The following is a 12,539-nucleotide window of genomic DNA, read 5'->3' on the forward strand; positions in this document are numbered from 1 at the left end:
CCTCAGCGATCGGAGGTGTCGATGCGTCGGAAACCCGTCGTCTCGTCGGTCTTGGTCACATGAACGAACCCGAGATGGTTGCCCTCCTCGTCCCGAGGCCCTGAGGCCACCAGCACCCGACCGTCGCCGATGCCGACGATTCCGAGTGCCGCGTCGAGGTTCCAGCGGCCGACGATCCGGAAGTTCCGATCGGTCTTCAGCAATTCCGGCGGTGATCCATAGCAGCCGAACCACCAGTGGCCGTCGGCAAATGCGGCCGTCTGGATGCCGAGCCTCGTGTAACCGGACGGCAACACAATCCGCCGTCGAAAGGCGAGCGACTCGTCATATTCGTAGAGGTAGTTCTCCTCGATCCCTTCCGGCAAACCCCCGACGATGAGGAACGTCCCGTTCTGATACGCGATTCCCCCTGCCCCGTGGACCAGTTCGGGAATCTCGATGCGGCCGAGTTCATCGAGGGTTTCGGCGTCGTACACGTAGATCCACGACTGCGCCTGGCCGGCAGGCTGGTTGAACGCCCCGAGGTTCACGGCCACGTAAATCTTGCCGTCGTGGTAGCAAAGGTCGCCGTGATGATCGGCCACCGGCATGCGACGGATCACCTTGCCGCTGAGATCGGTTTTGACCAGATCTACCGTGAAGGACCAGTACAGGGCGTCTCGGTCATTCGTGCAAACTCCCTGCAGGTGCTTGGGATAGGTTCCTTCGCACGCAATCGTCGCAGGGAGATCGGCGAACACGTCGGGTTGCTGCGCATCGGCTCTCACGGGAATCAGAAGCCAGGCGCAAACCACACCGAGGAGAACGGAGCCAAGGGTACGGTCGATCACGGGAACACCCTGGGTTCATCGAATCGAAGTCACTCGAAGCGAAGCGATCGGGACGCCAACGACGCTTCCCCGATCGCCCGATTCTGCCCCGATCGGCCCCAGGAGTCTACCCCGTCAGCTTGCCACTCGGCGGTTCTCGGCGGCCCGAGAGGCAGCGAGGATCGACGTGGTACTCAGGCCCGGAACCAGCGGAATGGTGACGACTCGCCCGCCTTTCGCCCGGACAATCTCGGCTCCCACGATCCCATCGACCGTGTAATCCCCCCCCTTGACCAGCACATCGGGCTCGATCGCCTGAATGAGCCGCTCGGGGGTCGGATCGTCGAAGACCACCACACCATCGACACAGGCCAGGCCCGCCAGCAGGGCAGCCCGGTGATTCTCGTGGACCACCGGTCGTTCTGGCCCCTTCAGGCCGCGCACCGAGGCATCAGAATTCAAGCCGATGATCAGGGCGTCTCCCAGGCGCCGGGCCTGCTCCAGGCAGGTCAGGTGTCCTGCGTGGAGAATGTCGAAACAGCCGTTGGTGAAAACGATCGAGCGACCCGCCCGCCGCTGGCTGGCAGCCCACCGCGCGGCAGCCTCGATCGACCGGACCTTCGGCGAGCAGCCGCGCAAGGCCCAGTCCAGCTCAGCCCCCTGAACGACGTAGCAGCCCGGATGCCCCACGGCGATCCCCGCCGCCACGCTCGCGGCCCGACAGGCCTGATCGACCGGAAGGCCCCCACCCAGGCAGGCGGCCAGCACGGCCGCGACGGTATCGCCCGCTCCGGTCACGTCGGCCACCTGTCGGACCTCGGCCGGAAAGTGATGCAAGGCGCTGCCGGTGGCCAGCGTCATGCCGTCGGCCCCCCTCGTGATCAGCATGGCGTCGAGGCCAAGGGTGTCTCGAAGCTCAGCACAGGCCTCGCCCACCGATTCGTCATCCTCGAGCGATCGGCCCACCGCGCGTCGGGCTTCGAGCAGGTTGGGGGTGAGCAGAGTCGCTCCGGAGTAAATCCGAAAATCAAGCTGTTTCGGATCGACGATGCAAGGAATTGCCCGCTCTCGGCAGGCCTCAATCGTCGCCCGGACGAGTTCCGGGGTGAGCGTCCCCTTGTCGTAGTCGGAGAGAACCACCACGTCCTGATCGGCCAGCAAATCCGGCAATCGCTGGCGGAGGTCGTCTCCGGCGGCGCGGAAGTCGTTCCGCCCGCCGTCCTGATCGAGCCGAAGCAACTGATGGTGGCCATGCGAGACAACCCGAGTCTTGCAGATCGTCCGGCTACCGGGTCGTTCGACCAGGGCGCAATCGGCCACGCCGGCGTCGAACAACGCGCGACGAAGGCGATCGACCTCGGGGTCTTCCCCGGCGGCCCCGGCCAGGGTCGTCCGGCACCCGAGCCCCGCCAGCGAGGCGGCGACGTTCCCCGCCCCTCCCGGTCGATACCATTCGTGAGTCAATCGCACGACGGGAACGGGCGCTTCGGGAGAGATGCGGTTGACATCTCCCTCCAGATAGCGGTCCAGCATCACATCGCCGAGAACCAGGGCCCGCACGCTCGACCAGTCGATCACGGGCAACACTCCTTTGTGTGGTTCCGGAAGCCCTTATCGGCGGGCTCACCTCGGGAGGCATCCTGCCTCACCGGCCTTTGTGCAACGGGTCGTCGGCGCGTTCGCCTCAGATCGCGAGGCGAGGACGCACTCAGGAGTCGGAAACGGCCATGAGCTGCCGAATCCCCTCCTCCAGGGTCGTGAAGGCCGCATCATACCCGGCGGCCCGCAACTGCGTCAGATCAGCCTGGGTGAACGACTGATACTTGCCCCGAAGCGACTCGGGGAACGGGATGTACTCGATGCTCCCCCGGCCCAGTTCGTCGATCACGATCTGGGCGATGTCGTTGAAGCTCCGGCTGGCTCCGGTGCCGACGTTGAAGACGCCGACACGTTGCGGCCCCTCGGCGAAGAACAGGTTGATCCGGGCCACATCGCCAACGAACACGAAATCGCGGCGCTGCTCGCCGGCCTCGTAGCCGTCGGTCCCCTCGAACAGCCGGGCGACCCCATCCTTGGCCAGCTGCCGGTGAAGTTGAGAGACCATGGAGGCCATCCGCCCCTTGAACCCTTCGCGGGGTCCGTAGACGTTGAAGTACCGCAGGCCGACGACGGTCGAGGTCAACCGCGATCGGTTGGCGGCCACGTAGCGGTCGAACAGGAGCTTCGAGTAGGCGTAGACGTTCAGCGGACTCTCGCACTCGGGCGACTCTCGGCAGATGGTGTTGTTGCCGTAAACCGAGGCGCTCGAAGCATACACCAGGGCCGCGTTCCGATCGGTCGCCCAGTGGAGCAACTCCTTCGAGAAGGTGAAGTTGTTGTCCATCATGTAGCGGCCGTCGGACTCGGTCGTATCGGCGCAGGCTCCTTGATGGAGGATCGCATGGACCTGACCGCCGAAGGGAGCGTTCTTGCGGATCTGCTCGCGGAACTCGGCGATGTCCATGTAATCGGCGATCGCCAGGTCGCGCAGGTTCCGGAACTTGTCGCCGTGCTGAAGGGTGTCGACGGCCAGGATGTCCGAAACGCCTCGCTGGTTCAGGGCGTGGACAACATTACTGCCGATAAACCCCGCAGCTCCCGTGACGATGTACATGGCAACTTCACTCACCGGAATCCTGGGGCCTTGACGGCCGGAGACGAGGCAGACGCCATTGCGTGCCTCGACGTGCTCGTCGTTCTTCGGGGCCTCGCAAATCCATCCCCTCCTTCGAGCGCCGGAACCCTAGCAGATTCCTCCAGAAACTGTCAACGCCGCCTGCCTGCCCCCCATCCGGAGCACCAAACTTCCCATTTTGTGTGACTGAGATCCGCAAACTCCACGATAGTTAAAGAATGTCGGACCTTGGCACCGGATCGGGAGCGACCGGTCGGTTCGTTCGCTGACAACGTCGTCGGCACCCAGACCACGAACCACACCCCAGGCATGAGCCATCGCGTTGCCAACCGGCAACCACGCACCCCCTTGCCTCCGAGACGGACGGTTTGCGTCCCTTTCCGAGAGGCCTCTGGAGAGACACCTGTGAGCCAACGTCGAATGTACTACCTCCGACCTACGCGATCGACTCCGTCGGAACCGCCGCCGCCGCCACCGCCGCCGCCGCCGCCGATCGTGACCCCCGAAACCGCTCCGAACCGCTTACTCTGGCTCGACGCCGCGTCGGGGGTCAGCGCTCGCGGAGCCTCGCAGTTCAACGGAACCAACCAGTTCCTCTCCGCCGCGAGCAACACCGCGCTTCGTGCCGGCGGAACCGACTTCTTCATCGCAACCTGGGCACGGATCGACGCGTCAGGGATTCTGACCTTCGCGTGCAAGCAGCCCACCCCGAGCGATCGGGAATGGATCCTGGGCTACGATTCGACCGGCGCGTTTGCCTCGAATCGCTTCTTCTTCCGCACGGCCGGCGCGAATGCCTCGAACAACGTGGCCGCAAACGCCTTCGGCGCGGCGTCGATTGGACAATGGTATTTCGTTATTGCCTGGCGCGATTACGCCGCGAATAAGATCCGAATCCGGATCAACGCGGCGGCCACCGATGAAAACACCCCCGCCAACGCGATCACCCCGACCAACGCTCCCTTGCTGCTGGGTGCTTCGCAGGTGTCAACCACCCCGACCTACGACCGGTTCCACTCCGGACGGCTCGACCAGGTTGTTTTCGGGAAACCGGCATCGATTGGCACGATCATCAACGAGCTTCACGCCACCCTTTACAACGGCGGCGCGGGCGTCTCGTACAGCCAGCTTTCCGCCTCGCAAAAATCAATCTGGGGTCTGGTGTCGTTCTGGGAACTCGACGAGCGCTCCGGAGAACGCAAGGACTCCCACGGGTCGAACCATCTGACCCCCGCGAATAACCCGGTCGCCGCCGACGGAATCATCTCCGGCCCGGCCGACCCCCTCGATCCGGTCCAATCCTGGGTCGATCAGATCGCCTCGATCCGAATGACTCAGGACACGGCCAACCAGCGGCCGACCTGGCAATCGACGGGCGGCCTCGACTTTGACGGCCTCGACGATCGCCTGAGCCGCGCCGCGCCGATCGTCGGCAATCGCTCGCACTTCACCCTGCTGGGCAAGGTGCGGCTCAACGCCCTGCCGACGACCAACCCTGCCGTCATCTTCACCGAGGCCGATCCCCTCGCCGGCGTCGTCAACCGGCTGGCGATCGCCCCAACGGGCCATGTCGTCGCCTCGTACCGACCAGCGGGAGGAACGCTCGTCACCGCAACCTCCTCGGCCTCGATTTCGCCGGGGGTTGAGGTGATGGTCGGGGTCCGGCGCCAGGGCACCGCATTCCAGGTGTTCCTTGACGGAGTCCCTTCGGGCGCCGTGGCCACCGTTGACCCCGGCACCAGTCTCGACGGCGCCACGATGCAGATAGGGGGGCCCGTGGAATCGAGCGGCCAGGCTCACTTCGGCGGCAGAATCACCTCGCTCTTTGCCGTCGGTCAGGCGCTCTCCGATCCCGAGATCGCCAGCCTGTCAAGCAACCTCTGAGCGGCGGGCCACTCCCCGTCGGTCGCGGGGCCGGTGACACGAAGCGCGGTCACCGGCCCTCGGCCAGTTCGGCCGATCGCAAGGCGGCGGCCTGCACGGCGTCCATCAAGGCGGCGCGCAGGCCGCCACGTTCCAGCGCATGGATTCCGGCAATGGTCGTGCCGCCGGGACTGGTGACCTGATCTTTCAACGCCCCCGGATGCGCTCCGGTTTCCAGGACCATCCGGGCGGCTCCCAGCACCGTTTGCGCCGCCATTGCGGTGGCAAGGTCACGAGGAAGTCCGACCCGCACACCGCCATCGGAAAGAGCCTCAATCATCGCGTACACAAACGCCGGACCACTGCCGCAAAGCCCGGTCGCGGCGTCCATCAATCCTTCGGGAACGCGTCGAGCAATGCCGACCGATTCCAGAAGCCGAAGGACCAGGGATTCATCGTCAGCAGAAACGCCTGGCCCCAAACAGTAGGCCGCCGCTCCTTCGCCAACGAGGGCCGGCGTGTTCGGCATCACACGGACCACGCGGGCCTCAGGACCGAGCCTCGCCGAGAGAGTCGCTACCGAAATGCCCGCGGCCACCGAGATCACCAGCTTCCCTCGTCCTCCGCCGGCCAGTTCGTCCAGGGCGGCGGTCATCGCCTGCGGCTTGACGGCCAGCACCAGCACGTCGCTCCGATCGGCCACCTCGGCATTCGAACCGCACGCCAGAACCCCTTCGGCCGCCATCGCCTCGCGGGCCTCGGCCATCGGATCGCTGACGGCAATGGCCGACGGCGTCACCACTCCGGCCCGGATCATCCCCCGGATCAAGGCCGAGGCCATCTTCCCCGCCCCGAGAAATCCCCATCGCGTGTCGGCAGCGGCAGACGATCCGGTCATGATGGGTCGGTCCCTTTCGATAGCGATCGACAAGCGAGACGAGCGCGAGACGGACAATTCCGAGCAACGATCGGACGAATCATGCCCGATCGCCCATGAGGGTGCCTATCCTACCATCAAGGCCACCGAAGCCGAGAGGGTTCGGCGGCCCGATCCAACCGCAAGTCCCTCTCCCTTTCCCGTTCTCACTGTTTGGAGCCTGGGCATCACTATGAGTCACGCCAACGCCACCACTCCGCCGGTCGAACCGAGTCGCAAGAGGATCACCGGCTGGCTCCTTCTCATCGGCTTCGCGCCGCTGGGGCTCTGGCTCCTCTGGGAGATTCAGCGAACCGTGGGCCTCGATTCTCCTCGGCTCTGGGAGCTGCTCCGCGAAGATCGCGTCTTCGCCTTTGCCATGCTCGATTTTTTTGGAACCGCGGCCTGGGCGGCGGTCGTTTTGCTGGAACGAGCCGATCCGAGAAGCTGGCGTACCTGGTTATCACTCTTGATCTTCTGCGTTGTGCCGACGCTGGGAATCATCCTGTTTTTGCTCATCGGCCGCACCCGACCAATGGGCGTCTTCCAGCAACCGCCCGAACGATCCAACCTGCAATCTTGAGGAATTGCCGACCGAATCGGAGACCGCGTGTTAAGCTCCGAATAAGGACCCACAAGAGCCTCCGACACGCTCCCGGAAATCCTCGGCTCCGCAATCGTTCGGCGCCAGGATTCGGCGCGGGCCGACCATCGTGATCGGTGCTTGATCGCTTGCCGTTCTGGCAAGTGTTCGCGATCGTCGTCCGTGCCTGGAATTGGATTGGAAGTCTTCATTCCGGTTCAGGGAACTTCAATTCCGGGAAAAATCGGCCTGGCCCGCTGGAGTTGAACGACCCAAATCCGTTTCCCGCGTCCGTTCGGAATGGACGCGAACAGGCGTTTCGCAGTCTCAACAACACGATTGGGATCGAGCCAGGGAGGCATACGGACTATCTGTCGCAACCAGGGATGAATCGATCGGGCGACGTAACCTTTTGAGATGCGGCATTCTCAGCCATGAGCACGTCACGGAAGCGTCCCGTTCGACCTGTGTGTGACACCTTGGAAATCCGGACTCTGTTGAGCGGTCTCGCACCGATTGCAACCTGGATCGGCCAGGATGGACACGACTTCGTCGGCCGCTCGACCACCCCCGGACCCAACGGTGTCCAGGACATTCGCATCACCCTCGATGACCTCCCCACGGATCAGACCGTAACTTCGGCCGAGATCCGAGGCTATGGTGGGGGCATCTGGACCTACAACGGAACCGGAGTTCACTGGGCCGCCGCCTTCGTCCGGGTCAACGACTCCCCCGAGGCCGACCTGTTCTTCGAGCCGAATCGGGTCGAGGTCGGTCGGCCGTTCAGCGTCCGCCTCTGGTTCGACGACGGATCAACCACCCTGATCTCCTTCGCCGGAGGGATCGCCGATCCAACCTTCCGCATGCCCGAACTCACGGCGCAGCTTTCCTGGATTGGCCAGGACGGCTCCGACCGGGTCGGCAACGGTGCCTCGGTCGGCCCCGACGGTCGCCAGGACGCCGTCATCGCCCTGACGAACCTCTCGCCGACGGTCCCCATCACGACGATCGACGTCAGAGGGCCCGGCAGCCTCGCCTGGCAATCGGGGGCCAATCCCAAGGGGCTCCCCAACGCCGAGTTCGTCCGAAACGCAGCCGACCCCACGCAGGGCTCCCTGTTCTTCCAGCCCGAGCAAAGCCTTGATGGCCTCCCCCTGACCGTCACGATTTTTTACGCCGACAACACGATCGAACTCGCGGATCTGACCGCCGGGCCGAGCGATCCGACCCTCCTCGTCTCCCCTGCCCCGAGCGTCCCCCTCCGATCCGATCCGATCCTTGCTCAGTGGCTCGGCCAGTCGAACGACCCAATCGCCGGCCTCGGCGCCGCCGGAGTGAGCCTGGAAGGGTTGCCGACCGATCGAACCGTCGTCGGCGCCTCGCTCAGCGGAACCGAACGAGGTGCGACCTGGGCCTACACCGACGCCTCCATCACTGCCCCGGTCTCGATCGAACCCTCGTCCCGCCCCTTGACCTTCCGACGCGATCCGGACGACCCGACCCGTGCTTCAATCGCCTTTGCCGCCCGAGAGAAGGCCGAACCGGGCGAGATGACCCTTCGCCTCCAGTACGACGACGGCACCTTCTCGCTCGTCCGCATCGAACACGGACCGATCGACTCGACTCTCCGGGCCCCTCGGCCAGAGGCATCGCGCGTGGTCGCTCGGCCGGGAGACGATCTGCAAGCGCTCGTTGATGGCTTTGGCGCGGTCCACCTGTCGAGCGGAGTTTACGACCTCGATCGCCCCTTAATCCTCAACCGGGCCATCCAGATCTCCGCCGATCCCGGTGCAACCCTCGTGTTCTCGCAAGCGAGCGACGCCCCGGCCTGGCCCTCGGCCATCACCATTCATCACGGCAACACAACGCTCGACGGCTTCGCCGTGCGATTCGATGGCCCGGTGCGTTGGGACTGGTCGGTCCCGTTCGAGCCGGCGGTCATTCTCAGCACCGATGCTCGGGACAAGACTACCGGGACCGCCAAGGTCGGCCTGCTCCTCTCCAATCTCGACCTGCAAGGCCCGCCGGTCTCGGCCCTGGGCGATTCGCTCGAATACTCGGCGCTGCTCGTCAATCTGACCTCGTCCGAGAACGGCCGGCTGCTCGACAACCAGTTGCGCGGCGGATCGGTTCGGGTCTTCAACGGCCCCTGGGAGATCGCCGGCAATACGTACCTCGGCGCGATGCCCGGCACCTGGACACACGACGTTTTCGCCATGAGCCGGGCTTACGATGTCACCGTCCGGGACAACGTGGCCTCCCCCCTGCCCGGCTCGGGCAAGACCTATCGCTTCCTGGTTTTGACCCAGGATGGCTCGAACATGCGAGTCGTACGCAATCGGGTCGAGGGGATCGGCCCGAGGGACGACGACCCGCAGCCCCACCCGAACAATCCTGAAGTCATCCTCACCGAGGCCTATCACGTCCCGTTCGAAGGCAAGCCGCTGGCCCTCTCCGACAACGGCTTGATTCTCCAAATCCCGCCGCCTCAGGGCCGAGCCATCCGATCGGGAGACGTGGTCGCGGTCCTCTCCGGCCCCAGCGCCGGCCAGTGGCGACGCATCGCTCATGTGATCGATCCGCAAACCCTCTTACTCGATCATCCCTTGCCGACCGATCAGCCGATCGAGGCCGTCTCGGTATCGTCGGGCTTCGTGGATCTGATCATTGCAGACAATTATGTTGATGTTCGAGGGGGTTCCGAGGCCTCGCCGATCGTCCTCGCCGGGGCCCATTTTGGCGTTGAGGTACGCGAGAATCATTTGCTCGGCGGCGCTCCGGTTCGGATCGAGTCGGCCGCGTCCGAATCGACCGTTCACTGGGGCTGGACGCACACCCCTCAGCTCGACGTCCGGTTCATCGAAAACACGATCGAAGACAGCCAGGGAGGACTCGACGCCGGGATCGTTCGCTACCCTCAGGGGAAACGGAGTGAGGGACGAACCTATGTCGATCTCCAGATCCAGGACAACCTGTTCGCCTGGTCCCCGGCCTTTTTCTCGCAATTCAACACCGTGACCCCGCCGACGGCCATGATCCTCGGCGACCCTCTGTCCATCGACCCGCTCGAAATTCGGATGACGGTCACCGGCAATGTCGTCAAGCTGCCCCCCTCGATCACCAGCGGCGCGACGATCCAGGCCGAGTCGATGACCTTCAACGGTGATGCCGTCTCGACCCAGTTCATCCGCATGCCCGAGCAACCGCTGATCGCTCCGAAAGGGCTGCGCCTGATTGCCGATACTGGCCTGAGCCCCAGCGACTTTCTGACCTCTGACCCTCGGCTCGCTGTCGATCGCCCCGACTGGGCCGTCGGTCTCGAATACCGTCGGGAAGGTCAAAGCACCTTCCAACCGATCCTGAACCCCAACGGCTTCCTGCCGCAGAACCTGACCGACGGCACCACAACCATCTTCATCCGAGCAATCGACGACTACGGCCGTCCCAGCCCCGAATCCTGGTTGACGATCACGCTCGACACGACTTCGCCCGAAGCCGTCACCCCCAAACTCGGGCCGGGGCAAGACACCGGCGTCTCGACCACCGACCGCCTGACCCGCATCGCCGCGCCGGTTCTCGTCGTCGAGGGGAATGCAAGCGAGACGTTCGTCCTGGTCCGCCTCGTCGGTGGGACCGAGACGGAGCTGGATCGACGCCTCGGACCAGGTCCATTGCAGGCAGACTCTCCCCTACCCGACGGCGAGCATCGGCTTGCCGTCCGTCGGATCGACGCCGCCGGAAACGCAACGCTCGGCGACCCGCTGACCGTCACCATCGACACGACGCCCCCCGATCCGGTTGCCGTGATGCTGGGCCCCGGTCAGGACACCGGCCTTTCCAGCTCCGACAGGATTACCCGCCTGAACCGGCCGTCTTTCCAGGCGGTGATTCCCAACCTCGACCGACTCGTCTTGCTCCACAACGGCCGGAACGTGGCGCAGAACCTCGGCTCGGGCCCGTTGCGTCCCGATGTCCCCCTACCCGACGGCGAGCATCAGCTTTCCATCCGTCGGATCGACGCCGCCGGGAATGCCACCGAGGGGCCTGCCCTGACGGTGCGAATCGACACCACGCCACCCGCTCCGGTCGCCGGCCTGACCCACCTGGGAGGCGGTCGCGTCTCGTTCCAGCAGTTGTCTGACGCCGTTGATTATGTCTACCGCGTGGGGAATGGTCCGACGATCCCCTTGGCCGGGGCGACCTCGTTCCTGGCCCGCGGCTTGCCCTTCGACCCTACTCCGGTCACGGTCCGCGCAATCGACGCCGCCGGGAACCTGGGAGCCGAGGCAACGATCACAGCCGCCTTCCCCGCTCCGACTGGAATCTGGCTCGGGCAGCGGGCCGGAGTCGATCTCGTGGGCCGATCGGTCAGCCAGACGGCTCCCGACGGTTACCAGGACGTGGGCTTCGCCCTGACCGGCCTGCCGACCGACCGCTCGATCGTCTCGGCCGAGGTCCGCGGCTGGGGAGGCGGGATCTGGCAATACAACATCGCCAGTTCTGTCTACTGGAAGGCCGCCCTGATTCACGCTCCCGGCACCGCTCGGGCCGAGCTTTACGTGCAGCCGTACATGGTCGAGACCGGCCGACCCTACTTCATCCGCCTGAATTTCAGCGACGGGTCCACCATCGGCGTCAATCTGAACGGTGGCCCGGTCAATCCGGCGCTCCGGACCTTCTCCGTGGCCGGCCCGGCTCCGACGGTTGGGGACGGGGAAACCGTGTCGGGCGGTGGGATCATTCCGGGGACCCAGGCGCCCGCCACGTCCTGGCGTGAGCGGATGACCTTGATCCGAGAGGCGCAGCGTGAGCGGATCGCCCAGCGTCGGGCGGCACAGCTCGAACAAATCCAGGCCCGGCAGAACGCCCTTCGGGCGAATCGCCCCGTGGTCAGTCCCCAGGAACGACCGGCACAGCTTACCGGGTTCGGCTTCCGACCCGCTTCGAGGAGCAATTTCGCTCCGATGGGCTGAGCCTCGCGGGGCTCGTGTTACAAGATTCCGGATTCCCAGGGCCCCGAGCGAGCGAACCTCGCAAGGGCCTTCGGAATCTGACGGATGCTCGGCACGGATCGAACGCGATGGCTCCACGAGGATCGGGAGCAATCGCGTGCCGACCGAACCATCAGGTCACTCGTTCAGCAATCGCTGGGTGACTTCTTGCTGGCAATGCTTGCACCACTTCCAGCGACCCGTGCCGACAGAATCGTCGAGGTGTCGCTTGGCAATCCGGATGGTACGGAACCAGAGCAAGTCCGGATCGTTCTGTCCCCGATCGACCTTGGGGCATCGTGCGAAGTGCAAGAGGTTGGTCGTCGCTCGAACGGCCCGACGAGGGGCATCGGGCTCAGGGACCGTACCGTGGAAGATGAAACCGGCGGCTTCCAGCCGAGCCTCGGACAGGTCATCAGCGTCTTCGATGACCCGGACGGGCGATTCGACGGATTGATCGACGGGCATGAGGTCTTCCCAGGGTTTCGGGCCGGGGTCGTCCTGACATCAAGAATTCAATCTCAGGAACTCCAGTGGCACCAGTTTACTCGGGAGGGGCACCTCGCCACAACCCCGGGTCGTATGTCGGCCGATCGTTCCCCACATCAAGAGGCCCTTGGCAGGCCGCTTCGGCAAGGAATGCTTGAGCCCTCCGGCGGCACTCGGGTAGGCTATCGGCTGACCACGACCAGGGGCGACGGCT

8 protein-coding genes are annotated in these 12,539 nt (G+C 64.9%); 3 read left to right on the forward strand and 5 right to left on the reverse strand.

Going from position 1 to position 12,539, the window contains the following annotated elements:
• Nucleotides 1–2: 2 nt before the first annotated feature.
• The 3 genes from GA615_RS21355 to rfaD all read right to left on the reverse strand — a co-directional run bounded on the left by GA615_RS21355 (nucleotide 3) and on the right by rfaD (nucleotide 3,462).
• Complete coding sequence (locus tag GA615_RS21355) at nucleotides 3–830, reverse strand: hypothetical protein (RefSeq protein ID WP_152053356.1); 828 nt, start codon at nucleotides 828–830, stop codon at nucleotides 3–5.
• A 114-nt stretch (nucleotides 831–944) separates the two neighbouring features.
• Nucleotides 945–2,387, reverse strand: coding sequence for a D-glycero-beta-D-manno-heptose 1-phosphate adenylyltransferase (rfaE2, locus tag GA615_RS21360; protein ID WP_201750271.1), 1,443 nt, complete (start codon nucleotides 2,385–2,387; stop codon nucleotides 945–947).
• 130 nt (nucleotides 2,388–2,517) lie between these two features.
• Nucleotides 2,518–3,462: an ADP-glyceromanno-heptose 6-epimerase gene (gene rfaD / locus GA615_RS21365; RefSeq protein WP_152053397.1), complete on the reverse strand. Its 945-nt coding sequence runs from the start codon at nucleotides 3,460–3,462 to the stop codon at nucleotides 2,518–2,520.
• A 426-nt stretch (nucleotides 3,463–3,888) separates the two neighbouring features.
• On the opposite strand from rfaD, the gene GA615_RS21370 reads away from it, so the two are divergent.
• Nucleotides 3,889–5,367, forward strand: coding sequence for a LamG domain-containing protein (locus GA615_RS21370; RefSeq protein ID WP_161602473.1), 1,479 nt, complete (start codon nucleotides 3,889–3,891; stop codon nucleotides 5,365–5,367).
• A gap of 49 nt (nucleotides 5,368–5,416) precedes the next feature.
• Here the strand turns inward: GA615_RS21370 and proC are convergent, their stop codons facing one another.
• Nucleotides 5,417–6,244: a pyrroline-5-carboxylate reductase gene (gene proC / locus GA615_RS21375; RefSeq protein WP_152053358.1), complete on the reverse strand. Its 828-nt coding sequence runs from the start codon at nucleotides 6,242–6,244 to the stop codon at nucleotides 5,417–5,419.
• 211 nt (nucleotides 6,245–6,455) lie between these two features.
• Between proC and GA615_RS21380 the strand changes: the two genes are divergently transcribed.
• Nucleotides 6,456–6,845 carry a hypothetical protein gene (locus GA615_RS21380; RefSeq protein WP_152053359.1) on the forward strand — a complete coding sequence of 130 codons (390 nt, stop codon included), beginning with the start codon at nucleotides 6,456–6,458 and terminating at the stop codon, nucleotides 6,843–6,845.
• Nucleotides 6,846–7,342: 497 nt separating this feature from the next.
• Nucleotides 7,343–11,818: an Ig-like domain-containing protein gene (locus tag GA615_RS21385; RefSeq protein ID WP_152053360.1), complete on the forward strand. Its 4,476-nt coding sequence runs from the start codon at nucleotides 7,343–7,345 to the stop codon at nucleotides 11,816–11,818.
• Between the two features lie 156 nt (nucleotides 11,819–11,974).
• Here GA615_RS21385 and GA615_RS21390 read toward each other — a convergent pair whose 3' ends face one another.
• Nucleotides 11,975–12,304: a hypothetical protein gene (locus GA615_RS21390; protein WP_152053361.1), complete on the reverse strand. Its 330-nt coding sequence runs from the start codon at nucleotides 12,302–12,304 to the stop codon at nucleotides 11,975–11,977.
• Nucleotides 12,305–12,539: the final 235 nt, after the last annotated feature.

Source organism: Tautonia marina, from assembly GCF_009177065.1.
GTDB lineage: Bacteria > Planctomycetota > Planctomycetia > Isosphaerales > Isosphaeraceae > Tautonia > Tautonia marina.